Origin of the sequence: Acinetobacter sp. ANC 4470, assembly GCF_002135335.1 — a bacterium.
GTDB lineage: Bacteria > Pseudomonadota > Gammaproteobacteria > Pseudomonadales > Moraxellaceae > Acinetobacter.
The window spans coordinates 60,342-87,320 of record NZ_NEGC01000003.1; the positions used below are offsets into that span (position 1 = coordinate 60,342).

Genomic DNA, 26,979 nt, shown 5'->3' on the forward strand with positions numbered 1-26,979 from the left:
CTCGTAAAACCAATAAAAAAGCCGAACATTTTAGTTCGGCTTTTTGAATACATAATAGAATTTATTTATCGCTGCGGCGGTATAGAATAGGTTCCTACCACATGTGCAATCGGCTCATCTGAATCAAGAGAATATAACCATACATCACCCACAATCAGTGCTTTACCAACTTTCATCAATTGGCAAACTGCACGAATATCTTGATCTGCTGATGGTTTCTTTAAAAAATTAGTGGATAAATTGGTGGTCACAGCCAAAGCGACAATGCCAATTTCACCCAAGATCGCAATATAAAGCGCATAATCGGCAGCAGTCATCATCGTTGGCCCCGAGACCGTTCCACCCGGTCGCAAATCAGCAGCACCCACATGATAAATAATGGATGCAGCCTTTTTAGTCACGGTTTCTATCTCGCACTTTTCAAGACTTTGTGGAAATTCAGCCTGTAAAAAAGAAATAATCTCTGCCTTGGTACTTTTCATTTACGCTTCATCTTCATCCATGATGACTCTGAATATAAAAGAATAATCCACCTTAAGCACTGATTTTTTGATCTTTTTTCAATCTAAAAAGCTACTTCAAATAAGCCACAGCCTGTTCAAAGACTTGTTCAGGCGTTTGCGTTGCATCTAGTCGTTTCATGCGCTCAGGAGACTGTTCAAATAATTCCTGATAACCCGCTCTAACTTTTTCAAAAAAAGCGACTTTCTCTTGTTCAAAACGATCCAACGCACCACGTTCCCGCGCACGAGACATGCCCAGCTCAATCGGTGCATCTAGCCAGAACGTAAAGTTTGGCATATGCGAAACAAAGTTTTGATTCAACAAATTCAATTTTTCTCGGCTTAAGCCTCGACCTGCACATTGATAAGCAAAACTGGCATCAGTAAAACGGTCACATAGCACTGTTTTCCCTGCCAGCAAAGCAGGTACAATCACTTGTTGTAAATGTTGTGCACGTGCGGCATACATTAAAAGCAGCTCAGTATCATTGGACATACTTTCGTCATGATTAACTGACAACAACAGCGCACGGATTTGTTCTGCCATCGGTGTACCGCCCGGCTCACGCGTCAGTACTACTTCATGCCCTTGCTGTACTAAATATTCATAAATTTTACGAATGAGTGTGGTTTTCCCGACACCTTCAGTGCCTTCAAAACTAATAAACATCCATCACTCCTTCTTCGATTTTAATACAGATAAGTAATCCTGCACTGCACGATTATGCTCATCTAAACTTGCCGTAAATGTATGTCCGCCATTGCCCGTTGCGACAAAATAAATATTATTTGAACCATCAGGATGCATGGCTGCTTCAATTGCTTTTTGACTTGGCAACGCAATTGGGGTTGGCGGTAAGCCATTAATGGTATAGGTATTATAGGCTGTCGGTGTGCGTAAATCTGTACGGGTGATATTGCCATGATAACGATCTCCCATACCATAAATCACCGTAGGATCAGTTTGTAGACGCATCCCCATTTTTAAACGGCGCACAAATACGCCAGAAACTTGTTCTAGCTCACGATCAAGACTGGTTTCTTTTTCAATAATTGAAGCCATAATTAAGGCTTCATATTTATCTTTGTACGGTAAATCAGCGGCACGATTTTCCCATGCGGCATCCAATGCTTTCATTTGACGCTGATATAAATCAGTCAAAATCTTTTTATCTGTTTCACCTTTGGCAAAGAAATAAGTATCTGGCGCAAATAATCCTTCAGGATGATTAAATGGAATATTTAAGGCTTTCAGCATTTGATCTTGAGGAAGATTCAAAACCTCTTTCGTGACTAAATCATCTTTTTTTAAGCTTTCAAGCAACTGTTTAAATGTCGTGCCTTCAATCACCAAAATACGATTCATTTGTGCATTTTCAGAATTCGACAGCATGTCCATCACTTGACGTACTGACATGCCTTCATGAACTTCATAAACACCCGCTTTTAGGGTGTCATGAATCATAATTTTTTGATAAAGCTTGAGAATAATGGGAAAACTAATTTTATCTTCTTTGGCTAAACGATCAATAAAACCTGAATAAGTATCGCCTGCTCCAATCGCGAGCATCTGTTTTTTGCCCTCAATGGGATAGGACTTAAATAAACTTGACCATAAAATGACTGAAGCCAGCACAATAAGACCGACAATGAAAATAACCAAGCCTTTCAAAGGAAATACTTTTGCTGCTTTATTTTTTGATTTTTGCTTTGTGCTGGACATATTAACGAATCTGATTCAATTGAAGGATATTAAAGAGTTCAATACAGGCTTGAACATTCAAAGGTCGCTGCTGAAATTCAGTCACGACTTTCATTGGATTTAAAGTATTACAGAAAAACAGGCTTTCAAATTTTGAAATTTCTTCCAGATCAATAAAGCGCTGTTCACATGTAATCCCTTGTTGCTGCATACGAGATAAAATTTCGGCACGCATCACACCATGCACACCATTATAACGAAGTTCTGGGGTAATCCATGTATTGTTTAAACGAATGAAACAATTACTACTAACCCCTTCAACAACTGAACCTTGTACATCCGTAACCAGTGCCTCAGTCCAACCTTTCTGGTCTGCCTCATGTTTTAACAAAACTTGTTCCAACCGATTCAGGCTTTTTAAACCGAGCAAACTAGGCATGGTTAAACCTAAAACTTGTTGTAATAGACCCGATTTAATTTTTTCAACTTGAAAATCATCCACGGCTTTGGGATAGAAAAACACCCATACATCGGCAGAATGATCAGGCAAGCTATAGCCACGTTGCCCTTCACCACGACTAATGACAATTTTAAGTGTGCCATTCACTTCTAGAAATTTCTGTTGTAGTAAAACCAAGCTTTTTTGAATCAAACTCAAATCTGCTTTTAACAGCAGTCGCTCACAACTTAAATGCAGCCGTGCCATATGCAAAATTTCAAGTTCAATTTTACCATGCCGAACACGTGCCGTCGTAAAACAACCATCACCATAATGAAAAGCACGATCCAATAATGAGATCTGGTTTATTTCCTGCGCATTCTTAAAACATGGCATATCAAAACATCCTGTAAATGATGATTTAGTTTATGAACAACTGAGTCGATTTTATATCTCTTTTACTCATATAAAATTCATTTCTTATTATTTTTTCCCCATAAAAGATGACGCTATGCTTAGCCATGTTACAAAACATTAATAATTTAAATTTAAAGGTTAACAAAATGCGCTCATTAAAAATTGGGGTTTTAGCAGCACTTATTTCGGCAACATCTTTTAGTGCTCTTGCAAAAGACTTTTTAAACGTTTCTTACGATCCAACCCGTGAACTTTATGAAAATTTCAATAAAGAGTTTGGTACATACTGGAAAAAATCGACTGGACAAGAGCTTAATTTCAAACAATCACATGGGGGCTCTGGTAAACAAGCACGTTCAGTCATTGATGGCCTTGATGCAGACGTAGTGACCTTAGCACTGGCCGCAGATATTGATGCCATTGCAGAAAACACCAATCTTCTGCCAAAAAACTGGCAGAAAAAATTCCCGCAAAACTCTACACCTTATACCTCTACCATCGTATTCCTGGTGCGTAAAGGCAACCCTAAGGGCATTAAAGACTGGGGCGATTTGGTTAAACCAGATGTTGGCATCATTACACCAAACCCTAAAACTTCTGGTGGTGCACGTTGGAACTATTTAGCAGCATGGGCTTGGGCTAAACATCAAACAGGTGGTAACGACATTAAAGCACAAGAATTTGTTCGTCAAATTTATAAAAACACCAAAGTACTCGACTCTGGCGCACGTGGTGCAACCACAACATTTGCTGAACGTGGCATTGGCGATGTACTGCTTGCATGGGAAAATGAAGCTCATTTAGCAATTCGTGAACAGCCAGGCAAGTTTGAAATTATCACACCATCATTATCTATTTTAGCAGAACCGCCAGTTGCAATTGTTGAAAAGAATGCACAGAAAAATAGCAATCTCAATGTCGCTAAAGCTTACTTAAACTACCTGTATTCACCTGCGGGGCAAACTATTGCTGCCAATAACTTCTATCGTCCACGCAATGCAGCGGTATTGGCAAAATACAAATCAGTATTCAAATCTTTAAAACTGGTGACGATTGACCAAGAATTCGGTGGTTGGACTAAAGTTCAGAAAAAACATTTTGACAATGGCGGCATTTTTGACCAACTCGTAAAAGCCAATAACGCGAAATAATATTAAAAGATGAAGAAAAGCATTGGTTTTATGCATAAGGCCAGTGCTTTGGATACAGAATAAACCTAATTATCTCTTTTATTCATATAAAATTCATTTTTTATTATTTTTTACGCATAAAGAATAGCGCTACTCTGCATCCATGTTAAAAAACATTTAAGAACATTGAGGTTGGCATGAGCATTTCAGCAAAATTAAAGTTAGGGGTTTTAGCAGCGGTTATCTCTGCAACATCTTTTAGCGCCCTTGCAAAAGACTTTTTAAATGTCTCTTACGACCCAACGCGTGAACTTTATGAAGACGTAAATAAACAGTTCAGCAAATACTGGGAAAGCCGAACAGGTCAAAAAATCAACTTCAAACAATCTCACGGTGGTTCTGGTAAACAAGCACGTTCAGTCATTGATGGCCTTGATGCAGACGTAGTGACCTTAGCACTGGCCGCAGATATTGATGCCATTGCAGAAAACACCAATCTTCTGCCAAAAAACTGGCAGAAAAAATTCCCGCAAAACTCTACACCTTATACCTCTACCATCGTATTCCTGGTGCGTAAAGGTAACCCTAAAGGTATTAAAGACTGGGGCGATTTGGTTAAACCAGATATTGGCATTATTACACCAAACCCTAAAACTTCTGGTGGTGCACGTTGGAACTATTTAGCAGCATGGGCTTGGGCTAAACATCAAGCAGGTGGTAACGACATCAAAGCACAAGAATTCGTTCGTCAAATTTATAAAAACACCAAAGTACTCGACTCTGGCGCACGTGGTGCAACCACAACATTTGCTGAGCGCGGTATTGGTGACGTATTACTGGCTTGGGAAAATGAAGCTTACTTAGCGATTCGTGAACAACCAGGTCAATTCGAAATCATAACGCCAAGCTTGTCAATTCTTGCTGAACCACCAGTTGCGATCGTAGAAAAAAATGCTGAGAAAAAAGGCAATAAATACTTGGCGCAAGGTTATTTGAACTTTTTATATTCACCACTTGGTCAAGAAATTTCAGCACGTAACTTCTACCGTCCACGTAATGCAGCAGTATTGAAAAAATATAGTTCAACATTTAAACCATTAAAATTGGTCACCATTGACCAAGAATTTGGTGGTTGGACAAAAGTTCAGAAAAAACACTTCGAAAATGGTGGTGTTTTTGATCAGATCGTAAAAGTTAACAATACCAAATAAGTCATTATTGGTTAAGTCACCTTCATGGGAGCAAAGACATGATTCATACCGTTATTGTGCCAGGCGTTGGAGGCAGTGAACATGCCCACTGGCAATCTTGGTTACAACGACAACTCATGTCTTGCTCACGTGTACAGCAGCAAGATTGGAATCAACCCATCTTGCATAACTGGATTAGCGAATTTGTAAATACAGTGCGCTCGATCCAGAATGAGATTCAAATAGTTGCGCATAGTTTTGGCTGTCTCACCACCGTTGCAGCACTGGCTCAGCATCCAGAATTAAATCAAAAAATTAAAAATTTGATTTTGGTGGCTCCTGCCAATCCTGCACGTTTTGGTGAAGCGGGTTTTTCACGTGATAGCCAGCAAGATTATCAACGCTATTTTCATCAACTTAAAATTGCCGTTCCAACCACCTTACTCATTAGTGAAAATGATCCTTGGTTAAGTTTTGCAGATGCAAAATGCTTAGCCAAAGCATGGAAACTGAAACCGATTAATTTAGGTCAAGTGGGACATATTAATGTTGCTTCTGGTTTTGGGCCATTTCCTGAAATTTATGATTACTTGATTTCAGAAAATGTATTGCAACATATCAATTTTACTGATGAGAAAAAGTGTTTTTTTAAATTTGCTATTTAACATCTGCAAATTATGCTTGTGCCAATTAAACTTTTATTTTCGCTGACTTTATTGGTCAGCTTTCGCTCTTTTAAGGAGTAGTCATGTCGCAGCGATCCCCAGTGCTGCCAGGATTTGGTCTTTCCCTAGGCTTTACCCTAGCGTATTTGTCATTAATTGTTCTTATTCCATTGTCCGCCGTGTTTATTAAATCATTGGGGATTGGATGGGATGGTCTATGGGAAATTCTCAGTTCAGAACGTATCCTAAAATCTTTGCAGTTGAGTTTTAGTGCTGCACTTATTGCGGCCTTAATCAATGTGGTGTTTGGCTTATTACTGGCATGGTGTTTAGTCCGTTATAACTTCCCCGGTAAACGTATTGTCGATGCATTGGTCGATTTACCTTTTGCTCTACCTACAGCCGTAGCAGGTATTGCGCTGACATCGTTATATGCACCGACAGGTTGGATTGGTCAATACTTAGAACCTCTTGGGATTCAAGTTGCATATACTCCAATTGGCATTACATTGGCATTGATTTTTATTGGTTTACCCTTTGTCGTGCGTACTGTACAACCCGTTTTGAGTGATTTAGAAACTGAGCTTGAAGAAGCTGCATCTGCGTTAGGTGCAAATCGTTTTCAGATTGTGACTAAAATTATTCTGCCAATTCTATTTCCTGCATTACTGACTGGCTTTGCATTAGCCTTTGCTCGCGGTGTTGGGGAATATGGTTCAGTTATTTTTATTGCGGGTAACCAACCGTTTGAAACTGAAATTGCACCATTGATGATTATTTCTCGTTTAGAAGAATATGATTACGCAGGTGCAACCACCATTGCAGTGGTGATGTTGGTTCTTTCATTTGCTATTTTGTTCCTGATTAACTTGCTACAAGCATGGGCAAGCCGTCGTACAGGGAGAACTGCACAATGAGTTTAATGACCAATAGCAATGCTTTAGCAGAAAAACTGCAATCTCGTGATGCCACCCGTGAACCGACTTGGGTACGCTATACGCTCATCACCATTGCACTTATTTTCTTTATCAGCTGCTTGATCTTACCTTTGATTTTGGTCTTCGTTGAAGCCTTTAAGCAAGGCGTGGGCGTTTACTACCAAGCTTTGGTCCATCCAGATACCTTGTCTGCGGTAAAACTTACCTTAATTACTGCGGCAATTGCGGTGCCTATCAATGTGATCTTTGGTGTTGCAGCAGCATGGTCTGTAGCTAAATTTAACTTCCGTGGCAAATCTATTTTAACCACCATTATTGATATGCCGTTCTCTGTGTCCCCCGTTGTAGCAGGTTTGATGGTGGTATTGATTTTCGGTTCTCAAGGTTGGATTGGCGGCTGGCTGATGGATCATGATATTAAAGTCCTATATGCCACACCTGCCATTGTGCTCGCGACTATTTTCATTACTGTGCCCTTTGTTGCACGTGAACTGATTCCTTTAATGGAAGCTCAAGGTACAGAGGAAGAAGAAGCGGCGATTGTACTCGGTGCTTCAGGCTGGCAAACATTTTGGAAAGTGACCTTACCGAATATTAAATGGGGTTTAATCTACGGTGTGATTCTGTGTAATGCACGTGCAATGGGCGAATTCGGTGCAGTATCTGTAGTTTCTGGGCATATTCGCGGCGAAACCAACACCTTGCCTTTACATGTAGAGATTCTCTATAACGAATATACCTTTAGTGCTGCATTTGCGGTGTCATCACTTTTGGCTCTGCTCGCCATTGTGACCCTCATTTTAAAAGCATGGGTTGAGATTCGCCAAGAAAATCAAAACAAACGTAATGAAGATTCAACAGTTTCTTAAGGAATGACATCATGAGTATTCAAGTTAAAAATATTGAAAAACACTTTGGTGCATTCCACGCACTGAATAATATTTCTCTGGATTTTCCAGATGGTCAGTTAGTCGCATTACTGGGCCCTTCAGGCTGTGGTAAAACCACACTACTGCGCATTATTGCTGGCTTAGAATCGGCAGATGGCGGTCAAGTGATCCTTGAAGGTGAAGATGCTACTGCTGTACATGTTCGTGAACGTCAAGTGGGTTTTGTATTCCAACATTACGCACTTTTCCGCCACATGACAGTCTTTGAAAACATTGCTTTTGGTTTACGTGTCCGTCCACGCTCTACTCGCCCTTCTGAGGCTGAAATTAAAAAACGTGTCACACGTTTACTTGATCTAGTTCAATTGGGCTTTTTAGCTGACCGCTTCCCTGCTCAGTTATCTGGAGGGCAACGTCAACGTATTGCCTTAGCACGAGCACTTGCGGTTGAACCACGTGTACTCTTACTTGATGAACCTTTTGGTGCATTAGATGCCAAAGTACGTAAAGAATTGCGTCGTTGGTTACGTACTTTGCATGATGAACTACATATCACTTCAATCTTTGTCACACACGATCAAGAAGAGGCCTTAGAAGTTGCGGATCAAATTATCGTAATGAATAAAGGCAATGTAGAGCAAATTGGTTCACCACGTGAAGTCTATGAAAAACCAACAACGCCTTTCGTATTCGATTTCTTAGGTCAAGCCAATCGTTTTGAAGGTCAAAATAAGCAAGGTGTTATTCACATTGGTGAAGATCGTATTCAATTACCACAAGTGAAAGATGCACCACAAGGTGAAATTGTTGCCTTTGCCCGTCCAAATGAACTGCACATTCATACGACTCCACAAGAAAATGCCATCCAAGCCACTTTTTTACGTGAAATATGGATTGCAGGCAAAGTGCTTGCTGAACTACAAGATCGCCAAGGTCATTTAATTGAAATTTCACTGAATTCAGATGAAGTAAAATTACATCAATTTAAACCGAATCAAACGGTGTGGTTAAGCCCAACAGCACTGCATTTATTTGCCAATGACGTCGCTTAATGGCACATCGATGGGGCAAAACAGCCCCATTTCTTTTTAAGGTATACAGCATTATGAATTTCCAACAATTAAGAATTATTCGAGAAACGGTTAGACAAAATTTTAATTTAACCGAAGCTTCAGCAGCACTTTACACCTCACAATCAGGTGTGAGTAAACACATTAAAGATTTAGAAGATGAACTGGGTGTACAGCTATTTATTCGTAAAGGTAAACGTCTATTGGGTTTAACTGAACCGGGTCAGTCTTTACTGGGTATTGTTGAACGGATGTTGGTGGATGCAGACAATATTAAACGTCTAGCGGATGACTTTAACCGTGTCGATGAAGGTACACTGACCATTGCCACCACACATACTCAAGCACGCTATGTGTTACCACCGATTGTGAATCAGTTTAAAAAAGATTTTCCAAAAGTTCATTTAATTTTACAGCAAGCCAGTCCAGTTGAAATTACTGAAATGCTGCTTCAAGGCGAAGCTGACATTGGTATTGCAACGGAGTCTTTAACCACGGAAGATAACCTTGCTAGTGTGCCTTACTATCAGTGGCAACACAGTATTATCGTGCCACAAAACCATGCACTGGCAAGTAAAACAGATATTACTTTAGAAGACTTATCTCACTATCCGATTATTACTTACCATGGTGGTTTTACGGGTCGTTCAAAAATTGATAAAGCCTTCGAAGATGCTGGAATTGATGTAGATATCGTTATGTCAGCACTGGATGCCGATGTGATTAAAACCTATGTCGAACTGAATATGGGGGTCGGCATTGTCAATAATGTCGCTTACGATGCAGAACGTGATTACCGTTTAAAACAAATTCCAACCGATATTTTTGGGGTAAATACCACTTGGATTGCTGTCCGTAAAGGTCATTTACTTCGTGGTTATGGCTATGAGTTTATTTCACTCTGCTCACCAGAGGCTGACATTAAAGCCCTGAAAAGAGTTGCTTATCCAGAAGATTAAAATCACATTATTTTTGAACATGAGGGATATAAAATATCCCTCCTCACATCTTAAGCCATTGTTTTAATTTATAGTTTCCCGACAAAAAGTCTCTATCAATCATATATATAATTTTAGCTCTATCAAATATAAGGACAAATAATATTAAAACTATGCTTGCTCAAGGCAAAGCAAACAGCATAAAGTACCCGCACTGAATTATTTACAACCTCAAAAATTCAATTACAAGGTGTGTAATTCAGTTTGATACACCCACGGCCTAAGCAAACTTATTTTTTCATTCAGGGTTTTCCATGAAAGCTACGGCACTGTATATAAGTGTAAGCATTTTTATGCCTACACAAGTATTTTCTGCAGCCCTTGAAACGTCTAACCAAAGTATTGCTGCATTTTTTAGAAGTAAATAATTACTTGGAGTTTTCAAGCGCAATTGTAGATGCCAATGTTTCAGGAAATATTTACCGACCAGAAGCTCACGATCCGTCTACATTGACAGAGATTTCCACACAAAATTTTGTCCAACAATATGTGCTTTTTAACGCTGACTTAAAATTACAACTACACCCCAATTGGTCTTTTGGTTTCATTTACGATCAACCTTTTGGTACAAATGCCAATTACGCTTTTGCCCCTGTTCTAACCAGTTCTTCCAATTTAGTCAATGCTATCCAATTTAAAGTAGACACAAAAAATCTAAGCTCTCTTTTGGGTTATCAACCCAATTCAACCTTGAATTTGTATGCCAGTTTAAGTTATCAAACTTTAACAACACAATTAAAAATTCCGGGGCAATCATCTGGTTTATTACTCGACTATAATGGAGACATTCAAAAAAGATGCTGCGGGTGGTTGGCTCATAGGGATGAGTCATCAGATTCAAAAATATGCACTCAAAACTTCTCTTACTTATCGCGCTAAAATTAGACATAAACAACAATTTGATGAACAACTCACAACAGTCCCAGCAATACCTCTACTCAATTTAAGTTCAAATCAAAACACCACGATTGAAACACCTCAATCTGTTAACCTTGAATTTCAATCAGGTATAACAGCGCATAATTTAATTTATGGTTCGCAAAGCCAAAGTTCAACAAGACCCAAATGGTTCGGATAGTTTATTTAACCCCCTATCTTCCATGAACAATAACCATGCCGGTGCATATGGCATAAAAATGGGCTATCGTTTTTAACGCAAAAAGTATTTAATCTTTAAAATAAAAAACGAGCCGCAGCTCGTTTTTTATCGAATAGAATTTTAAATTACCAATGGTAACTTACACCCAGTTTACCCACTGGCATCCATTGATACTTATCATCTTCACGGATTTTTTGCTCTTCCGCCCGTAATGCATCTTGGAAATCTTGACCGCCAGTTAATGTATCGCCACTACCTGTCAAAGTTACAGTAGGATTGCCTGTATAGTAGGCACCAACCTCACCAAATACACCCCAGTTTTTGTTGATTTTTGGCGCCCAACCCAAACCTAGGTATGGTGCAATGTCATTTTCATATTCCATTTTACCGTTGATATTTACGCCAGAACCACTTGGATCTGCAATAAAGTTCGTGTTATTTACCTTAAACGCTTCACCTGGCTTAACTCGACGGTCTAGACCATAATCATTGTCTAAATATGCTGCACCAGCTGCCACATAAATACCTTGTACCCAACGGCTAGTACTAGCACCCCAAGGATGGATTTCAGCGTTTAAATAAACGTTGTTATTGTCCATATCTAGATCATATGTTGAACCATTGACTTTTACATCATCAGACCAAGAAATGTCACCGCCGTTATAGCCCAACGCCAAGCCGACATACGGGTTTGCAGTCCAAAGTAAAGCACCACCATAGCCAGTTGTACCCACTTCAGCACGAACACCTGTTGGCACAAGTTGATTTCGATCAAATGCATAACCATCTTGTACGACTGTCTCATCCGCCATCGCTGTTCCTGCGATAGCCGTCAACACAGTTGCAGCAAGAAGAGTGCGTAAAGTCTTCATTGTATATCTCCTCAAAAAGTTATTTTCATCATTAGTCATGTTTTCTATAATCTGGACTATAAAATAAAAATTGCTTAACTTTTATTCTAATTTTGCTGATTTTTTGTTATTTTTTGATACAATTTATTTTTGATTATTAACTTTTCTTGCTCACCACTTGCTTGTTAAATACTCAACTTTTTATTTTTTAGATCACTCAGCTCATCTTTAATTATTAATTCCGATCTAAAGCGACTTTTTCATCTATTCTTGTCTCAATATAGTGTAAAATCTTGAAAATTTTTTTGGAAATGGAAGATCATGTCTCAGCTTTCAACAATCATTGAACAAGCTTTTGAAGATCGTGCAAATTTCACAGCGGCAAATTGCGCTGCAGAAATTCGTAACGCTGTAGAAGAAGCTATTGCTGGCCTAGATAACGGCACACTTCGTGTAGCTGAAAAAATCGATGGTGAATGGATTGTTCATCAATGGCTTAAAAAAGCTGTTTTGTTATCTTTCAAATTGAACGACAACAAACCAATCGAGTCTTGTGATCTTCGTTTCTATGACAAAGTAGACACTAAATTTAAAGGCTGGACTGAAGCACAATTTCAAGCTGCTGGCGTACGTGTAGTACCGCCTGCTGTTGCTCGTAAAGGCAGCTTCCAAGCTAAAAATGTGGTATTGATGCCATCTTATGTGAACATTGGTGCATATGTTGACGAAGGTACAATGGTTGACACATGGGCAACTGTCGGTTCATGTGCTCAAATCGGTAAAAATGTACATTTATCAGGTGGCGTGGGTATTGGTGGTGTTCTTGAACCATTACAAGCAAACCCAACAATTATTGAAGACAACTGTTTCATTGGCGCACGTTCTGAAATCGTGGAAGGCGTGATCGTTGAAGAAGGTTCTGTGATTTCAATGGGCGTGTTCATTGGTCAATCTACTAAGATTTTTGACCGTGCAACTGGCGAAGTTCATTATGGTCGCGTACCTGCTGGTTCGGTTGTTGTTGCGGGTAGCCTTCCATCAAAATGCGGTACTTACAGCTTATATGCTGCGATTATCGTGAAAAAAGTTGATGCGAAAACTCGCTCTAAAACAAGCTTGAACGAGTTATTACGCGAAGACTAATTTTCTATTCATTTTCTTGCGGAACTTTAGTCACCTTACGGAACTATCGCTCCTCATCTCTACGATCAGACATGAGCGTAGAGATTTTTGTTTTTTGTACTTTCTCATTTGTTTGGTGCGGTAATTTTTTGTTATGAATACTCTTCGATCTTCTGCTATTCCTGTTTCTGATCCGTCTGCGGGTTTACGTATCACGGAGATTTTCTATTCATTACAAGGTGAAGCGAATGCTGCGGGCTTACCGACGGTTTTTATTCGTTTAACTGGTTGTCCTTTACGTTGTACTTATTGTGATACTACTTATTCTTTTGAAGGTGGTGAGCGCCAATCGTTAGAGCACATTATTCAAACAACGCTTGATTTTAAAACCCCTTATATTTGTGTGACTGGCGGTGAACCGCTGGCTCAACCCAATGCTCTTCCTTTAATGACACGCCTTGCCGATCTGGGCTGCGAAGTGTCTCTTGAAACCAGTGGTGCTTTAGATGTCTCTAAAGTTGACCCGCGTGTTTCTAAAGTACTTGATTTAAAAACACCAACGTCTGGTGAAGAGAAAAAAAATTTACTCAGTAATTTGGATCATTTAACTCAGCATGATCAAATCAAATTTGTGATTTGTAATCGCGAAGATTATGAATGGTCAAAACAGCAAGTTGAGCAATATCAATTGGTGGATAAAGTGAGCACCGTTTGGTTCTCTCCTGCCTTTGCAGTTGAAAAAGGTAATGTTCGTTTACCGCAACTTGCGCGAGATTTAGCACAATGGATTTTAGAAGACCATCTCCCTGTTCGCTTCCAACTGCAATTACACAAATTGCTTTGGAATGATGAAACTGGTCGTTAATTTAGTTCTGTTCTTAAATACATCTATTTGGAGATTTTAATATGCGCCCTCGTGCCATAGTTTTGTTATCTGGCGGCTTAGACTCAACGACTTGTTTGGCTTGGGCGCAAGCACGTTATGAATGTATTGCCATCAGTTTTATGTATGGTCAGCGTTCGAGCACTGAACTTGATGCAGCTCGTGTATTAACACAACGTGCTGGTGTAGAACATCGTGTCATTAATATTGATTTAGGCAACCTCGGTGGTTCTGCTTTAACAGATTTAAGCATTGATGTACCTGAACATGAACAAGAAGGTATTCCTGTAACTTATGTTCCAGCACGTAACACCATTTTTCTTTCCTACGCGCTCGCCGCTGCGGAAGTTTTTGGTGCAGAAGTAATAATCATTGGCATCAATGCCGTTGATTATTCAGGTTATCCTGACTGTCGTCCTGAATTTATTGATGCTTTTGCAACCATGGCACGCCTTGCAACTAAAGTTGGTGTGGAAGGAAAACCTCTTAAATTTGAAACACCTCTGTTACATTTATCCAAAGCAAATATCATTCGCTTAGGTATAGAACATGGCGTAGACTATAGCCAAACAGTGTCATGCTACCAAGCAGACGACCTAGGGCGTGCTTGTGGCAAATGTGATAGTTGCCGCTTACGTAAGCAAGGTTTTGTTGATGCAGGCATCACAGATCCAACACGTTATATACCGTCTTAACAAGGTACAGTTTATGAAAAATTTAAAATCAAACATTATTCTTTCTACATTCGTTTCTGCTGTTGCAATGATGGCAACTGCTTCTCACGCTGCTGAATCAAACAAACTTCAGGAAGCGTATAAAAGCACCAATGTAAAATCGGCTTTAATTAATGTTTGTAAAGATGAAACAGGTAAAAGTAAAAAATTATCAGCGGCAGAAGTCAGTAAATATTGTACTTGTGCAGTTGAAGCTGACGGTAGATTAACCAATGCTCAAAAGTGGGAAATCCAAAGTACCATTAACCAAAAGAAAAGCCCTGCGACTTTAGCTTTTGTACAAAAACAAAATAAAGATCTACAGACTTGTTTTGGTCCACAACTGACAGGTAAGCTTAAAAGCCTAACTGAAGAAGCAATGAAAGCTGCACAGGCTGCTCAAGCTAAAAAATAAGTTGATTTAAATACCACTAAAAGCCTGCAATTGCAGGCTTTTTTAGCTATGGATAATGTATGCAACAGCAATGGAAAACCAACGCGACCCAACAAAAATTTATCGTGTCTTATAGCGGTGGCAAAGACAGCACCCTCGCCTTGTATCATGCAATGCAGGTCGGTAAAGCCATTGGCTTAATTGTAATGCTTGAAGAACAAGGGCTGCGCTCTCGTTCGCATGCTATGAGCATGGATATCATTCAAGCGCAAGCCAATGCCTTAGGTTTACCCATCATTACTGCGTCTTCCAGTTGGAATGACTATGAGACTGAATTTTTAAAATTGTTAGCAGATGCCAAACAGCAAGGTGCAAACGTTTTAGTCACAGGTGATTTAGATATGCCTGAACATGGTTGTTGGCATGATCGTATTACTCAACAAGCTGGGCTGAAACTCTGTATGCCGCTTTGGCAACGTCCACATCGGGAAGTGATTGAAGAATTCATTCAGCTGGGTTTTAAGACCATGATTGTGACTGTTAATCTTGAGTTGGGCATGAAAGTTGATGATTTAGGAAAAATTTTAACCTTAGACTATATTCAAGAATTAGAAAATCGAGGTGTTGATCCCTGCGGTGAAGGCGGTGAATTTCACAGCACCGTGATTGATGGACCTCTATTTGCTTCACCAATTGCTGTACGCAAAGGTGATATTCTATATCATGAAAATTATGCCTTTTTAGCACTCGAATTAGAAAGCAATTCATTTTAATCAAGGATTAAAGCATGACTGAAAATATTCAATTGCCAAACCAAGACTTCCCAACAACCACTGGCGAAGTTAACTTATCGACCCTTCCATCAGAATGGCTGATTGTGTATTTTTATCCAAAAGATTCAACGCCAGGTTGTACGACGCAAGCAGTCGATTTTTCTGCTTTGAAAGATCAATTTAAAGCGTTAAATACCACGATTATGGGTATTTCACGTGATTCGGTAAAAGCACATCAAAACTTTACTGAAAAACAATCACTCAGCATTAATTTGATTAGTGATAAAGAAGAAGTGTTGTGTAAGCACTTTGATGTCATTAAAGAAAAAAATATGTATGGTAAAAAAGTGATGGGCATTGAGCGCTCAACTTTCATTTTCCATAATGGCAAGCTGGTCAAAGAATACCGTAAAGTCAAAGCAGCTGGACATGCAGAACAGGTTTTAGCTGATTTAAAAGTCTTACAAGCTGTTTAAATATCGCAGCTAAAAGCCCAAGCTCGTTTTGGGCTTTTGCCTTTAGCTACTCATCATTTAGGTAATTATCATTTAGACAGTCATCATTAAAGAAATTGCAATGCTCCACATAATTAATGCAATAACAACATCTAACACTTTCCATGCTTTAGGATTTGCAAAGACGGGTATTAACACTCGAGCACCATAACCCAGACTAAAAAAGAATAACCAAGAAGCGGTGATTACGCCCAAAGCAAAATATAGTTTGGTTTGCTCAAATTGAGTCGAAATAGATCCGATTAAAACCACAGTATCTAAATACACGTGTGGGTTTAACCAAGTTAAAGCCAGACACACAAAAATAATTTTACTCAATTTAATTTCGTTTTGCGGACTAGCATGCAATGACCGATTCGACTGAAAGGCTTGTATCGCATGTTGTAATCCATACCACAATAAAAACACAGCTCCAGCCCATTTGGCAAAACCAACAACCTCAGGATAGACCTGTATCACGCTAGCAAAACCAGTGATACCCAGCGCCACTAAAATAGAATCGGAAAGCGCACAGACAAAGCAAACCCAGAACACGGCTTGTTTCTTTAAGCCTTGTTTCAGTACAAATGCATTTTGCGCTCCAATAGAGGCAATAAGACTTAAACCTATTGCAAAACCTTGTAGATATGTATACAGCATCAACTTTATGCTCTTTTGGCTGAAATGCATTATCAATGCTTTTACACGAAACTAAATATAATTAAGAAAATATCAATTTAACTAAATTATATTTAGTTTATAGTCATTGCTACAAGTGAAAAGAACGAAGCAAAAGTTATGCTGAACAGTAAACAATGTGATGCCTTTTTAGCCGTTGCAGAGACAGGAAGTTTTGAGCTCGCAGCTGAACGACTTTACATTACCGCTTCTGCTGTAACTTTACGGGTACAAAGCTTAGAAAAAACTTTAGGACATATCCTCATTCTCCGTGAACGTCCTTGCCGAGTAACGCAAGCAGGTCAATCGCTATTACATTACTTGCAACATAGTCGTTTACTAGAACAAAACTTACTTCAAAATTTAACTGGGCAAATCGCCAATTCTTCTTTTTATCAAATCAATATTGCAACCAATGATAACTCTTTAACAACGTGGCTGCTTTCCACTATTCAAGAAACGCTAATTGATGAGAAAATTGTGCTTCACCTCAAAGTAGCTGACCAAACGCAAACCCATCATTTATTGGAAGCTGGATTGGTGAATGCCTGTATTTCAACTGAAGCTATTACCATGAAAGGTTGTCTTGCCGAACCTTTAGGCACAATGACTTATCGGATGGTGGCAACGCCACAATTTGTACAAAAATGGTTTCCAAATGGCATCAACCGTGAAAATCTAAAAGTGACACCTGCCGTTATTTATAATGACAGAGATCAGATCCATACCGATATTATTTTAAAACACTATGGTTTAACCTCTGATAGCTATCCACATCACTATATTCCATCATCAAATGCCTTTGCAGAAGCGATTTGCATTGGACTTGGTTTTGGCATGCTACCTGAATATCAAATCGGTTTACGCTTAGAAACTGCGGAATTAGTTGAGATTCTCCCTCAATTTCGTACTGAAATTATGCTGTACTGGCATCACTGGAAACGGCAATCTGTAGCACTGGAAAAACTGACAGAGACCTTGCTGCAACAAGCACATCTTAAAATGAATCAGGCATAAAAAGGCGGCAAGACTAGATTGTTTAATTTTGAGCTGAATGATCTTGTGTTATTTAACTTGCCATTGTCCAGACACCTCAATATTCACCTTTTCCCCTATACCACCGAATGCTTTTTTCATACCAAAATCACTGCGATTAAGCACTGCTCTGGATTCAACATCAATGAGTCGTGGATTGGCTGTATTGGGTTTTAAAAACGTATCTAGGATTACAGGTTTAGTAACACCACGCAAAGTTAAATCACCTTTTATACTATAGTGATCATTGCCTAAGAATATAAATTCATGACTATTAAAAGTCGCAGTCGTGTATTTTTCTGCATAAAATAAATCTTCACCTAAAATCAAATTTCTCAGTGACGGTTTACTCAAACTTAGGCTATTTATATCCAATACAAACGTAGCCGAAGCATTCTGTGGTGCTTCTAGATCAAAGCTCATACTGGACTGAACTTGGTTAAACTTCCCTTTCACAATAGAAAAACCCATCGATTGGATATCAAAACCAACATAAGTTTGTGCTGTAAGTATCCACTCCTGTGCATTGACTTGAGCAACGATGTTTAGACTAACTACGCCAGCAATTAAGACGCTTTTCATTGTGGTTGTGATATTCATCCTGTCCACTCCTAAATCGTTGCAATTTTTTGCCCCAACCTAAAAGCTTACTTAAGATTCTTCAAGATTGCTTTTATCTTGTGTCAGGTATTTGTGCTGCAATTGTTGGTAAGTAGCTGTCTGCTGAAATTGCTGTAAAAACTCACTGGTTCCGAGTGGAATAGCCGATTCGATAATTTCCCCACGATAATAGGCTTCACGCAGCGGAGTCGCTGAAATGGCATCTTTTAGACTATCCAGTTCAACCATCTTCCATTGTGGAAAAAGTTGAAGATAATAGGAAGATTCATCCTTAAAGTGACCAATTAAACCAACTTTGTCTTCAAAATCAATAACATCCTCGACAAGCGATGTCAGCAATTTTTGCCATTTTTTATCATCATAGACATCAATAACATACACAAATTTAATCCGCTGTTGATCCGCTGCTGAAAAGTTAGATAAAATCATGTTTTCGCGTTCATTCGCACTAAACGGATTTTTAATATTGCGTTCATTTTGCGCTGAACCCAGTGCCAAAAGCACCTGCTGACTTTGTTGCAAGGCAATTTTAATGGTTTGCATATGTGCCAAATGAAAAGGCTGAAAACGACCAATAAAAACGAGATAATCAAAGGTATAATTCATAAGGGATCAAATTTTTTATGACTCATGAGTTGTGCCACTCAAATCAATTTACGACATAATAAACGCCATAAAATTAAATTAAGTTTTAAAGCAAGGATAGTACGATGACACTTAGTTGTATTCAACAACCTCATGAACATTTGGATGCGAATTTAGAAAATGGCGTACTGACTTTAGCCATTAATCGACCAAAAGCAAAAAATGCCTTATATGGCGAACTTTATTTATGGATTGCCAAGGCTTTAGATGAAGCCGATCAAGATAAAGAGGTTCGCGTGGTGATTTTACGTGGTGCTGATGCAGATTTCAGTGCTGGTAATGACATGCAGGACTTCATGCAGTTTATTCAAACGCCACTGGCAGGTAAAGCAGGTGATGCACCTCCTTTTGTAGTATTAAAATCTGCTGCGAAATTCTCTAAACCGCTGATTTGTGCGGTACGCGGTGTTGCGATTGGTATTGGTGTAACAATTCTACTGCATGCCGATTTGGTCTATAGCGACAACACTGCCCTATTCCAAATTCCATTTGTAAGCCTTGGTCTTTCACCTGAAGGTGCTTCAAGCAAATTACTCATTCAGCAAGCTGGTTATCACAAAGCTGCTGAGCTTCTGTTCACTGCACAAAAATTTAACAGCGAAAAAGCCTTAAATGCAGGGTTGGTTAATAGCATTGAAGATGATGTTTATGCACATGCATTGAAACAAGCACAAACTTTAGCGGCACTACCATTGGCATCTATTAAGCAAACCAAAGCTTTAATGAAACATAATTTACAAGAAATTTTAGACTGTGTAGATGATGAAGCTGTGATCTTTATGCAGCGTGTATCTTCACCAGAAATGGCTGAAGCCGTGGCTGCATTTATGCAAAAGCGTAAGCCTGACTTTGCTCAATTTAACTAAATTTAAGCACTTAAAAATTAAAAACCACTTAGTGATTTAGATTGCTAAGTGGTTTTATACTTTAAATCATTCTATTTTCTTAAACACTTTCATATTAGGCGAACATTATGTCTCAGAATAACGCTGAAAAAAAACGCTATTACGAACCTGCACCGCAGGATATTGATGTCGAAAACTTTAAGAAGGTCGTTACAAGTCGTCGTTCGGTACGTAAATTTACTGACAAAGCCATTCCTACAGAAGTGTTAGATGATTGTTTAGACTTGGCTTTACTGGCACCAAACTCCTCCAACTTACAGCCGTGGACATTTTATGTGGTGCAATCAGTAGCGAAAAAAAAGCAATTGGTCAAAGCCTGTTTGAATCAATTGGCTGCAAAAACGGCTTCGGAATTAATTGTTTGTGTGGCACGTACTGACCGTTTAGATGAAATGGCGAAGAAGAATATCAGTGAGTTTCCTTTCCCTGAAGCACCTGCAACCGTACAAAAGTATTATCGTTTTATTCCTTATAACTATAAAACAGGTTACTTCAATGCGCTTGGTAACTTTAAGAAAGTGGCTTTCAAAGTTGCACGTCAGTTTGACAAGCAATTGCCTGTAACAGCATTCAATCCAGCAGATGCCAAGCTTTGGGCCAGTAAAACCACAGCTTTAGCCTGTGAAAACCTTGTACTGGCTTTACGTGCTTATGATTTTGACAGCTGTATGATGGAAGGTTTTGACGAACCATTAGTATGCAAAATATTAAAATTGAATGACCAACAATACCCCGTGATGGTGATTGCTGCGGGTGAACGCGCGGAAGACGGAGTCTTCTTCCCACAGTACCGTTTTGACCGTAATTTATTTATTCAGAAGATTTAATTTATCAAAAGCAAAGTCACAGTCTCAAATTTCAGCTGTGACAGTATCTAATTACGTGCAGACATACGTTACTTTGAAGGATCAAAGTAACCAAAATCCTTTGTTAGACAGAAGATTCATCCATGAACCTCTGTCTAACGGGTGACATCCATGTCACCCTCCCTGTATCACAATTCATCTATAACTTCGACGAATCAAAAAATTCACATTAATACTGAACATCGACCATTTGAATAAAATCAAAAGCAGGCTCTTCATACGGATGACTTGCTTTTAAAGCTTTTGCGACGGCAGATGCTTTATCATCAGGAACAATAGTTTCGACACGCCATTCAGGTATTTGTTCTAAAGTGTCTAGCTCACCAATAAACGGATTCGCGCCCTTTACAGGTTTAAATTGCCCTGTACCTAATACTTGCCAAGCACAATGTTCATAATTGCCAATACCGCCTGCACCTGCTTCAAAGATAGCAAGCTTGGTGAATTCGAGGTGGGATTCGGGGACGTAGTAGATCAGTTTGAGCATTTAATTTAATCCTCCCAATTAATTACTATTTCAACGATTAACAGTAAAAAAATTTACATTACTTGAATCTTCAAAACTTTCAAACCATGTAGTAATCTCTATTTCCTGATCTACACTAAAAATCACTTTATTAGCTAAACCAACTTTTTCCAACATTGTGATTAAATAACTATATTCATCACATTTCTCAAAATTAGAAGCCACTAAAGATAAAATTTTAAAAACACATTCAATTGCTAATAAAACAGTTTCAACATCTGGCAATTTGCCTCGATGAGCTAATTTATTTCTCGCATTTCTAACACAATCTAAGTTAGTTTTTAAATCAGATTTAATTAATCCGCTCTCATATAAAACATTTATTTTGATAGCAATTTTATGATCTTTTGAAGAAGATAAAATTTTATCTTTCCAATATTTTTCTATCAATATTTCAGTCATTGACCAAAAATTAATTAAACTTTCTGAATAATTTCTATTCCTATAAAAAGTTGCACCATATAATAATGGTTGGAATGACATATTTTCTAAAAAATTAACTATAACTTTCCCTTTATCGTAACTATCTTTTAATTTTTTTAAGCTTACAGCTTGAGGAATATGTAAGTTAATCCTTTCAGCCATGCTTAGATGACCTACTTTGGCTTGCCTATGAAATTTTCCTGCTTTTCCTTCTGCACCACTGCAAATCATTGAGGTTTTATTCTCAAAAATGAATCCAAATCCTATATCATCTGACCAAACCACTTCACAATATTCCCCGCCTAAAAATAAGCAGGTTAAGAATTGATTAAATTCAAACAATGCTATAGTTAAGTCTAGATATTTATTTATTCTTGGCAAATGTAAAGTTCCATCTCTACTTATTGCTAATGAGTATGGGGAAATACCTATATCAACAACTCCAACAATCTCATTAAATCCTTCATAATCATAGTTATTATTATTAATCTCATCTAACGAAGCCAACCATGATTGCTCAGTTTCATTTTGTAAAACAACTTTGAAAGGTTCAAAATTAGCAGTTATTACTGGAATACTATTTTTCATATAATTTCTATATAAATCAATTTAATATAATTTAAGCACAGTAATAAATTAGCATAAAAAAACCACCTTTCGGTGGTTTTTCTATCACATTTGTAAAGCATAACCCAAAATCAAAAAGACCAATTGTAAACTCACAACCACCACAAATAGCTTCCAGCCTTTCTTACGCAGCGCTGTTTTATCAACGGTCGTATATGTCATCGTTTTTAGCATTGTGTCACCTCATTTCGAGATTCAATCCTGAACTTATATTGAGTTCATCATCTTTGGTCTATATTGCATCATCATTGCGCACAAAACATACAAAACGTATTTCACTCCAATATAAAAGCAAAATCTAAACCAAGTCCAGCAGGAGAATTAAAAAATTTAAAGAAAAAAATACAGCCAAATAAAAAAGCCACCCGAAGGTGGCTTTAAAAATTTACTTCAGATTAACCAATAAACTTACGTGCATTACGGAACATACGTAACCATGCACCATCTTCAGTCCATTCTTCTGGTTTCCAAGAATGCTGAATTGCACGGAAGTTACGTTCAGGATGCGGCATCATAATCGTTGCACGACCGTCAGTAGACGTTACACCTGTAATCCCTTCTGGCGAACCATTCGGATTCAATGGATAGTGCTGTGTTGTGTTACCGAAGCTATCTACATAACGTAGGCTGACTTGGTTGCCTGCATTTAAAGCAGCAATGTTCTCACTACTTGCAACGACACGACCTTCACCATGCGCAATTGCGATTGGTAAAATCGAACCTTCCATACCCTCTAACAATACAGAGTTTGATTTTTCAATGCGGATATTCGCCACACGCGCTTCAAACATTTCTGAAGTATTACGGTGGAAACGCGGCCAGTTCTCAGCACCCGGAATAAGTGGAGCCAATTGCGATAGCATTTGACAACCATTACAAACACCTAAAGAGAAGGTTCCATCACGGTTAAAGAATTTCTCAAATTGGTCACGAAGTTTAGGGTTGAATAGAATAGACTTCGCCCAACCGCCCCCTGCACCCATAACGTCACCGTAAGAGAAACCGCCACACGTTGCCAGACCTTCGAAATCATCAAGATCAACACGACCCGCAATCAGATCACTCATGTGAACGTCAACAGTATTGAAGCCCACTTTATCGAATGCCGCTGCCATTTCGATATGACCATTGACACCTTGTTCACGTAAAATTGCCATACTTGGACGACGTGAATTGATATACGGCGCTTCAACAGGTTCATTTAAGTCAAATGTTGGTAATGCGATGATACCTTGGTGTTCTTTGTTGGCAATCAAGCTATATTCTTGATCTGCTGTTTCAACATTGTCACGTAAACGTTGGATTTGATGCGATACTTCAGTCCATGCTTGTTGTAAATCAGCACGGTCTAAGTTCAAACCATTAATCGTTAAAGTATCGGTTGTATTGACTGTACCCACTACAGCAATTGCATCTTTTAATGTTGATGCTGCAACTTCTGCTTGAAGTGCTTCCCAATCAGACGCGCTGATTTGAAGCACTGCACCAATTTCTTCAGCAAATAAACTGTCTGTAGATTGATCTTGTAGTGCTACACCCAAGCGTGATGCAAACATCATTTCTGCAACAGTTGCGAGTAAACCACCATCACCGATGTCATGATAAGCCTTGATTAAGCCACGGTTGTTCCAATCTTGAACTAAAGCAAAGAATGCTTTGAAGTCGTCAAAGCTATCAACATCAGGAGTGATTGAACCAATCGCTTTATAAACCTGCGCAAGGATCGAACCGCCAAGGCGGAATTGACCTTTAGACAAGTCAATACGAACCAATACTGAATCTTCATTTTTCAATTCAGGTGTCAGTGTTTTACGTACATCACCCACTGGTGCAAATGCGGTAATCACACCGGTCATTGGTGAAGTCACTGATTTATCAATTCCTTCATCATTCCATGTGGTACGCATAGACAATGAGTCTTTACCGACTGGAATTGCAATTCCAAGTGCAGGGCACATTTCCATACCAATGGCTTTAACACCTTCAAACAAGGCTTGATCTTCACCTGTTTGACCCGCTGCCGCCATCCAGTTTGCAGACAATTTAATGTCGCTGATCTGTTCGATGTTGGCACACATAATATTGGAGATTGCTTCAGCCACAGCCAAACGTGCAGATGCAGCAGGATTTAATAATGCAACAGGAGGGCGCTCACCCATCGCCATTGCTTCACCTGTGAAGCCGACTAAACTTGTGGTTGTTACCGCAGCATCCGCTACAGGAACCTGCCAGCGACCGACCATTTGGTCACGTGCAACCATACCGGTAATTGAGCGATCACCAATGGTAATTAGGAATGATTTAGAGGCAACTGTTGGATTTTTAAGAACACGGTAGATCGCTTCTTTCAAATCAACTTCTGATGCATCAAAGTCATCACCTTGGCGTTCAATTGACTCAAAAGAACGGCTCATGCGAGGTGTACCACCCAGCATGACTTGCATTGGCATATCCACAGCTTTGTTATCAAACAATGGATCTTCAACGGTTAAATGACGCGCTTCAGTTGCCTCACCCAACACTGCAAATGGGCAACGCTCACGTGCACAGATCGATTCAAATAATGCTAAAGAACTTGGACGAATCGCCAATACATAACGTTCTTGTGCTTCGTTTGACCAGATTTCCATTGGAGACATGCCTGGCTCTAATGAAGGAATCTTACGAAGATTTAACACCGCACCGAGTTCGTGATCATTCACAAGCTCAGGCATTGCATTGGAAACACCACCCGCACCTACATCATGTACCGAAACGATTGGGTTGGAATCTTCAAAACGCCAGCACGTATCAATCACTTCTTGGCAACGACGTTCCATTTCTGGGTTTTCACGTTGTACCGAAGCAAAGTCTAGGTTTTCACCCAATTTACCACTGTCTACTGAAGATGCTGCGCCACCGCCTAAACCAATCAGCATTGCAGGGCCACCCAACACGATGAGCAAATCACCCGGTTGGATTGCATCTTTTTCTACATGGTCAGGACGAATATTGCCGTAACCACCAGCGATCATAATCGGCTTGTGGAAACCTTTAACTTCGCCATTTACATTTTGTTCAAAGGTACGGAAGTAACCATTTAATGCAGGACGACCAAATTCATTATTGAATGCAGCGCCACCCAGTGGACCTTCAATCATAATTTGCAACGGAGATGCCATGCGAGATGGTTTGCCGTAGTTCTCTTCCCACGGTTGTTCGAAGCCCGGAATATTCAGGTTAGACGTGGTAAATGCCGTTAAACCTGCTTTAGGTTTACCGCCACGACCTGTCGCACCTTCATCACGAATTTCACCACCCGAACCCGTCGCTGCACCTGCAAATGGCGCAATCGCTGTAGGATGGTTATGGGTTTCCACTTTCATCAAAATGTGAGCAGCTTGGCTCTTATATTTATAAACGTAGTGACCATTTTCATCTGGTTTTGGATAAAAACGTTGCGTGTCATAACCTACGATAACAGAAGCGTTGTCTTTATATGCTGACAACACATCTGTAGGAGATTCTTTATAGGTGTTCTTAATCATTTGGAACAATGATAAAGGTTGTTTTTCACCATCAATGGTCCATTCAGAACCAAAGATTTTATGACGACAATGCTCTGAGTTCGCTTGTGCAAACATCATGAGTTCGATGTCATTTGGGTTACGACCCATTTTGGTAAATGCGGCAGTTAAATAATCAACTTCTTCATCAGACAGTGCAAAACCAAATTCAGAATTGGCTTTAACCAATGCTTCTTTACCTTGACCTAAAATATCAATTGAATTTAAAGGTTTTGGCTCAGTTTCAGAAAATAATGCAGAAGCATCATCAATTTGATTGAATACGCTTTCAGTCATGCGGTCATGTAACGCAAGTTTCACTTCAGCAGATATTTCAGAAACACCTTTTAAAGTAAACAAAACACCGCGTTCAAGGCGGTGTATAGGCGTATTACAGTTGGTAAAAATATCCGTTGCTTTAGACGACCACGGAGAGATCGTACCTAAACGTGGTGTGACAAGAATTTGAATTTCATCACTTGCGGCTTGGCGAACTTCAAAAGAAGCACCATCATTTAATAGTTGTAATGCAGATTGATGCTGCTGCTCGTTGAGCGCTTGATCAAACAGATAAATCCATTGACTTTCAATTGATTGAACAGAACTCAATGACGCGAGGCGGTTTAAGAGTTGAGTTTTCTTAAAAGAAGAGTGTGCTTGCGCACCGGCCACGATAAACATGCTGATTTTGGCTCCACGGGCAGGTCTTTTGGACCATACCGCCAATGTGACTTAGAGAGAGCGCATATTCTACTTCGTATTGACCAAATCAGCTAGATAGAAATTCACGAATGTGCCATCTATTCAAGCAAGATCGCTTAAGAATACTTTAATTTT

29 protein-coding genes are annotated in these 26,979 nt (G+C 39.2%); 17 read left to right on the plus strand and 12 right to left on the minus strand.

What is annotated here, in order from left to right:
- Nucleotides 1–65 precede the first annotated feature (65 nt).
- From B9T25_RS05390 to pabC, 4 genes are all read right to left on the minus strand, one after another.
- Nucleotides 66–482, minus strand: coding sequence for a PaaI family thioesterase (locus tag B9T25_RS05390; RefSeq protein ID WP_086187452.1), 417 nt, complete (start codon nt 480–482; stop codon nt 66–68).
- Between the two features lie 91 nt (nt 483–573).
- Nucleotides 574–1,173 carry a dTMP kinase gene (gene tmk, locus B9T25_RS05395; RefSeq protein WP_086187453.1) on the minus strand — a complete coding sequence of 200 codons (600 nt, stop codon included), beginning with the start codon at nt 1,171–1,173 and terminating at the stop codon, nt 574–576.
- 3 nt (nt 1,174–1,176) lie between these two features.
- On the minus strand, nt 1,177–2,226 hold the full coding sequence (gene mltG, locus B9T25_RS05400) for an endolytic transglycosylase MltG (protein WP_086187454.1): 1,050 nt from the start codon (nt 2,224–2,226) through the stop codon (nt 1,177–1,179).
- A 1-nt stretch (nt 2,227) separates the two neighbouring features.
- A complete protein-coding gene (pabC, locus tag B9T25_RS05405; RefSeq protein WP_086187455.1) occupies nt 2,228–3,040 on the minus strand; it encodes an aminodeoxychorismate lyase in 813 nt (270 codons plus the stop codon).
- Nucleotides 3,041–3,207: 167 nt separating this feature from the next.
- Between pabC and B9T25_RS05410 the strand changes: the two genes are divergently transcribed.
- The 8 genes from B9T25_RS05410 (at nt 3,208) to B9T25_RS14400 (ending at nt 10,821) form a co-directional block, all read left to right on the plus strand.
- Nucleotides 3,208–4,212 (plus strand): sulfate ABC transporter substrate-binding protein, encoded by a 1,005-nt coding sequence (locus B9T25_RS05410; protein ID WP_086187723.1) that lies wholly within the window; start codon nt 3,208–3,210, stop codon nt 4,210–4,212.
- Between the two features lie 176 nt (nt 4,213–4,388).
- On the plus strand, nt 4,389–5,402 hold the full coding sequence (locus tag B9T25_RS05415; protein WP_086187456.1) for a sulfate ABC transporter substrate-binding protein: 1,014 nt from the start codon (nt 4,389–4,391) through the stop codon (nt 5,400–5,402).
- Between the two features lie 38 nt (nt 5,403–5,440).
- Nucleotides 5,441–6,046, plus strand: a complete 606-nt coding sequence (locus B9T25_RS05420) for an RBBP9/YdeN family alpha/beta hydrolase (RefSeq protein WP_086187457.1) — start codon at nt 5,441–5,443, stop codon at nt 6,044–6,046.
- Nucleotides 6,047–6,129: 83 nt separating this feature from the next.
- Nucleotides 6,130–6,963, plus strand: coding sequence for a sulfate ABC transporter permease subunit CysT (gene cysT, locus B9T25_RS05425; protein WP_086187458.1), 834 nt, complete (start codon nt 6,130–6,132; stop codon nt 6,961–6,963).
- The gene (gene cysW / locus B9T25_RS05430; protein ID WP_086187459.1) at nt 6,960–7,853 is read left to right on the plus strand and encodes a sulfate ABC transporter permease subunit CysW; all 894 of its coding nucleotides are present in this window, start codon (nt 6,960–6,962) and stop codon (nt 7,851–7,853) included. The genes cysT and cysW overlap by 4 nt, the downstream gene beginning before the upstream one ends.
- Nucleotides 7,854–7,864: 11 nt before the next feature.
- Nucleotides 7,865–8,926, plus strand: coding sequence for a sulfate/molybdate ABC transporter ATP-binding protein (locus tag B9T25_RS05435; RefSeq protein ID WP_086187460.1), 1,062 nt, complete (start codon nt 7,865–7,867; stop codon nt 8,924–8,926).
- Between the two features lie 53 nt (nt 8,927–8,979).
- Nucleotides 8,980–9,903, plus strand: coding sequence for a CysB family HTH-type transcriptional regulator (locus B9T25_RS05440; protein ID WP_086187724.1), 924 nt, complete (start codon nt 8,980–8,982; stop codon nt 9,901–9,903).
- A 360-nt stretch (nt 9,904–10,263) separates the two neighbouring features.
- Complete coding sequence (locus B9T25_RS14400) at nt 10,264–10,821, plus strand: hypothetical protein (protein ID WP_143222457.1); 558 nt, start codon at nt 10,264–10,266, stop codon at nt 10,819–10,821.
- A 345-nt stretch (nt 10,822–11,166) separates the two neighbouring features.
- Here B9T25_RS14400 and carO read toward each other — a convergent pair whose 3' ends face one another.
- Nucleotides 11,167–11,913: an ornithine uptake porin CarO gene (gene carO / locus B9T25_RS05450; RefSeq protein WP_086187462.1), complete on the minus strand. Its 747-nt coding sequence runs from the start codon at nt 11,911–11,913 to the stop codon at nt 11,167–11,169.
- Nucleotides 11,914–12,213: 300 nt separating this feature from the next.
- Between carO and dapD the strand changes: the two genes are divergently transcribed.
- The 6 genes from dapD (at nt 12,214) to B9T25_RS05480 (ending at nt 16,253) form a co-directional block, all read left to right on the plus strand.
- Nucleotides 12,214–13,035, plus strand: a complete 822-nt coding sequence (gene dapD, locus B9T25_RS05455; RefSeq protein ID WP_086187463.1) for a 2,3,4,5-tetrahydropyridine-2,6-dicarboxylate N-succinyltransferase — start codon at nt 12,214–12,216, stop codon at nt 13,033–13,035.
- A gap of 133 nt (nt 13,036–13,168) precedes the next feature.
- On the plus strand, nt 13,169–13,879 hold the full coding sequence (queE, locus tag B9T25_RS05460; RefSeq protein ID WP_086187464.1) for a 7-carboxy-7-deazaguanine synthase QueE: 711 nt from the start codon (nt 13,169–13,171) through the stop codon (nt 13,877–13,879).
- Between the two features lie 41 nt (nt 13,880–13,920).
- Complete coding sequence (gene queC, locus B9T25_RS05465) at nt 13,921–14,592, plus strand: 7-cyano-7-deazaguanine synthase QueC (RefSeq protein ID WP_086187465.1); 672 nt, start codon at nt 13,921–13,923, stop codon at nt 14,590–14,592.
- Nucleotides 14,593–14,605: 13 nt separating this feature from the next.
- A complete protein-coding gene (locus B9T25_RS05470; protein ID WP_086187466.1) occupies nt 14,606–15,025 on the plus strand; it encodes a hypothetical protein in 420 nt (139 codons plus the stop codon).
- Between the two features lie 59 nt (nt 15,026–15,084).
- On the plus strand, nt 15,085–15,777 hold the full coding sequence (locus B9T25_RS05475) for a diphthine--ammonia ligase (RefSeq protein WP_086187467.1): 693 nt from the start codon (nt 15,085–15,087) through the stop codon (nt 15,775–15,777).
- Between the two features lie 14 nt (nt 15,778–15,791).
- Nucleotides 15,792–16,253 carry a peroxiredoxin gene (locus B9T25_RS05480; RefSeq protein WP_086187468.1) on the plus strand — a complete coding sequence of 154 codons (462 nt, stop codon included), beginning with the start codon at nt 15,792–15,794 and terminating at the stop codon, nt 16,251–16,253.
- A 72-nt stretch (nt 16,254–16,325) separates the two neighbouring features.
- Here B9T25_RS05480 and B9T25_RS05485 read toward each other — a convergent pair whose 3' ends face one another.
- On the minus strand, nt 16,326–16,931 hold the full coding sequence (locus B9T25_RS05485; RefSeq protein WP_086187469.1) for a LysE/ArgO family amino acid transporter: 606 nt from the start codon (nt 16,929–16,931) through the stop codon (nt 16,326–16,328).
- 138 nt (nt 16,932–17,069) lie between these two features.
- On the opposite strand from B9T25_RS05485, the gene argP reads away from it, so the two are divergent.
- On the plus strand, nt 17,070–17,966 hold the full coding sequence (gene argP, locus B9T25_RS05490; RefSeq protein ID WP_086187470.1) for an HTH-type transcriptional regulator ArgP: 897 nt from the start codon (nt 17,070–17,072) through the stop codon (nt 17,964–17,966).
- Between the two features lie 48 nt (nt 17,967–18,014).
- Here the strand turns inward: argP and B9T25_RS05495 are convergent, their stop codons facing one another.
- Both B9T25_RS05495 and B9T25_RS05500 read right to left on the minus strand, forming a co-directional pair.
- Nucleotides 18,015–18,584 (minus strand): YceI family protein, encoded by a 570-nt coding sequence (locus B9T25_RS05495; protein ID WP_086187471.1) that lies wholly within the window; start codon nt 18,582–18,584, stop codon nt 18,015–18,017.
- A gap of 51 nt (nt 18,585–18,635) precedes the next feature.
- Nucleotides 18,636–19,211 carry a nicotinate-nicotinamide nucleotide adenylyltransferase gene (locus tag B9T25_RS05500; RefSeq protein ID WP_086187472.1) on the minus strand — a complete coding sequence of 192 codons (576 nt, stop codon included), beginning with the start codon at nt 19,209–19,211 and terminating at the stop codon, nt 18,636–18,638.
- A 104-nt stretch (nt 19,212–19,315) separates the two neighbouring features.
- On the opposite strand from B9T25_RS05500, the gene B9T25_RS05505 reads away from it, so the two are divergent.
- A complete protein-coding gene (locus B9T25_RS05505) occupies nt 19,316–20,116 on the plus strand; it encodes an enoyl-CoA hydratase (RefSeq protein WP_086166033.1) in 801 nt (266 codons plus the stop codon).
- A gap of 107 nt (nt 20,117–20,223) precedes the next feature.
- Nucleotides 20,224–20,982, plus strand: a complete 759-nt coding sequence (locus tag B9T25_RS05510; RefSeq protein WP_086187473.1) for a nitroreductase family protein — start codon at nt 20,224–20,226, stop codon at nt 20,980–20,982.
- 208 nt (nt 20,983–21,190) lie between these two features.
- Here B9T25_RS05510 and B9T25_RS05515 read toward each other — a convergent pair whose 3' ends face one another.
- From B9T25_RS05515 to purL, 4 genes are all read right to left on the minus strand, one after another.
- Entirely contained in the window at nt 21,191–21,508 is a 318-nt protein-coding gene (locus B9T25_RS05515) for a YqfO family protein (protein ID WP_086187474.1), read from the minus strand.
- 30 nt (nt 21,509–21,538) lie between these two features.
- The gene (locus tag B9T25_RS05520; protein ID WP_086187475.1) at nt 21,539–22,558 is read right to left on the minus strand and encodes a DUF4145 domain-containing protein; all 1,020 of its coding nucleotides are present in this window, start codon (nt 22,556–22,558) and stop codon (nt 21,539–21,541) included.
- Between the two features lie 84 nt (nt 22,559–22,642).
- Complete coding sequence (locus B9T25_RS14775) at nt 22,643–22,771, minus strand: KGW motif small protein (RefSeq protein WP_265733489.1); 129 nt, start codon at nt 22,769–22,771, stop codon at nt 22,643–22,645.
- Nucleotides 22,772–22,992: 221 nt separating this feature from the next.
- Nucleotides 22,993–26,823, minus strand: coding sequence for a phosphoribosylformylglycinamidine synthase (purL, locus tag B9T25_RS05525; protein WP_086187476.1), 3,831 nt, complete (start codon nt 26,821–26,823; stop codon nt 22,993–22,995).
- Nucleotides 26,824–26,979: the final 156 nt, after the last annotated feature.

What these genes read in the sequence shown, in the direction of transcription:
- B9T25_RS05390 (WP_086187452.1), bottom strand. Translation starts at nt 482, where the DNA reads ATGAAAAGTACCAAGGCAGAGATTATTTCTTTTTTACAGGCTGAATTT.
- tmk (WP_086187453.1), bottom strand. Translation starts at nt 1,173, where the DNA reads ATGTTTATTAGTTTTGAAGGCACTGAAGGTGTCGGGAAAACCACACTC.
- mltG (WP_086187454.1), bottom strand. Translation starts at nt 2,226, where the DNA reads ATGTCCAGCACAAAGCAAAAATCAAAAAATAAAGCAGCAAAAGTATTT.
- pabC (WP_086187455.1), bottom strand. Translation starts at nt 3,040, where the DNA reads ATGCCATGTTTTAAGAATGCGCAGGAAATAAACCAGATCTCATTATTG.
- B9T25_RS05410 (WP_086187723.1), top strand. Translation starts at nt 3,208, where the DNA reads ATGCGCTCATTAAAAATTGGGGTTTTAGCAGCACTTATTTCGGCAACA.
- B9T25_RS05415 (WP_086187456.1), top strand. Translation starts at nt 4,389, where the DNA reads ATGAGCATTTCAGCAAAATTAAAGTTAGGGGTTTTAGCAGCGGTTATC.
- B9T25_RS05420 (WP_086187457.1), top strand. Translation starts at nt 5,441, where the DNA reads ATGATTCATACCGTTATTGTGCCAGGCGTTGGAGGCAGTGAACATGCC.
- cysT (WP_086187458.1), top strand. Translation starts at nt 6,130, where the DNA reads ATGTCGCAGCGATCCCCAGTGCTGCCAGGATTTGGTCTTTCCCTAGGC.
- cysW (WP_086187459.1), top strand. Translation starts at nt 6,960, where the DNA reads ATGAGTTTAATGACCAATAGCAATGCTTTAGCAGAAAAACTGCAATCT.
- B9T25_RS05435 (WP_086187460.1), top strand. Translation starts at nt 7,865, where the DNA reads ATGAGTATTCAAGTTAAAAATATTGAAAAACACTTTGGTGCATTCCAC.
- B9T25_RS05440 (WP_086187724.1), top strand. Translation starts at nt 8,980, where the DNA reads ATGAATTTCCAACAATTAAGAATTATTCGAGAAACGGTTAGACAAAAT.
- carO (WP_086187462.1), bottom strand. Translation starts at nt 11,913, where the DNA reads ATGAAGACTTTACGCACTCTTCTTGCTGCAACTGTGTTGACGGCTATC.
- dapD (WP_086187463.1), top strand. Translation starts at nt 12,214, where the DNA reads ATGTCTCAGCTTTCAACAATCATTGAACAAGCTTTTGAAGATCGTGCA.
- queE (WP_086187464.1), top strand. Translation starts at nt 13,169, where the DNA reads ATGAATACTCTTCGATCTTCTGCTATTCCTGTTTCTGATCCGTCTGCG.
- queC (WP_086187465.1), top strand. Translation starts at nt 13,921, where the DNA reads ATGCGCCCTCGTGCCATAGTTTTGTTATCTGGCGGCTTAGACTCAACG.
- B9T25_RS05470 (WP_086187466.1), top strand. Translation starts at nt 14,606, where the DNA reads ATGAAAAATTTAAAATCAAACATTATTCTTTCTACATTCGTTTCTGCT.
- B9T25_RS05475 (WP_086187467.1), top strand. Translation starts at nt 15,085, where the DNA reads ATGCAACAGCAATGGAAAACCAACGCGACCCAACAAAAATTTATCGTG.
- B9T25_RS05480 (WP_086187468.1), top strand. Translation starts at nt 15,792, where the DNA reads ATGACTGAAAATATTCAATTGCCAAACCAAGACTTCCCAACAACCACT.
- B9T25_RS05485 (WP_086187469.1), bottom strand. Translation starts at nt 16,931, where the DNA reads ATGCTGTATACATATCTACAAGGTTTTGCAATAGGTTTAAGTCTTATT.
- argP (WP_086187470.1), top strand. Translation starts at nt 17,070, where the DNA reads ATGCTGAACAGTAAACAATGTGATGCCTTTTTAGCCGTTGCAGAGACA.
- B9T25_RS05495 (WP_086187471.1), bottom strand. Translation starts at nt 18,584, where the DNA reads ATGAATATCACAACCACAATGAAAAGCGTCTTAATTGCTGGCGTAGTT.
- B9T25_RS05500 (WP_086187472.1), bottom strand. Translation starts at nt 19,211, where the DNA reads ATGAATTATACCTTTGATTATCTCGTTTTTATTGGTCGTTTTCAGCCT.
- B9T25_RS05505 (WP_086166033.1), top strand. Translation starts at nt 19,316, where the DNA reads ATGACACTTAGTTGTATTCAACAACCTCATGAACATTTGGATGCGAAT.
- B9T25_RS05510 (WP_086187473.1), top strand. Translation starts at nt 20,224, where the DNA reads ATGTCTCAGAATAACGCTGAAAAAAAACGCTATTACGAACCTGCACCG.
- B9T25_RS05515 (WP_086187474.1), bottom strand. Translation starts at nt 21,508, where the DNA reads ATGCTCAAACTGATCTACTACGTCCCCGAATCCCACCTCGAATTCACC.
- B9T25_RS05520 (WP_086187475.1), bottom strand. Translation starts at nt 22,558, where the DNA reads ATGAAAAATAGTATTCCAGTAATAACTGCTAATTTTGAACCTTTCAAA.
- B9T25_RS14775 (WP_265733489.1), bottom strand. Translation starts at nt 22,771, where the DNA reads ATGCTAAAAACGATGACATATACGACCGTTGATAAAACAGCGCTGCGT.
- purL (WP_086187476.1), bottom strand. Translation starts at nt 26,823, where the DNA reads ATGTTTATCGTGGCCGGTGCGCAAGCACACTCTTCTTTTAAGAAAACT.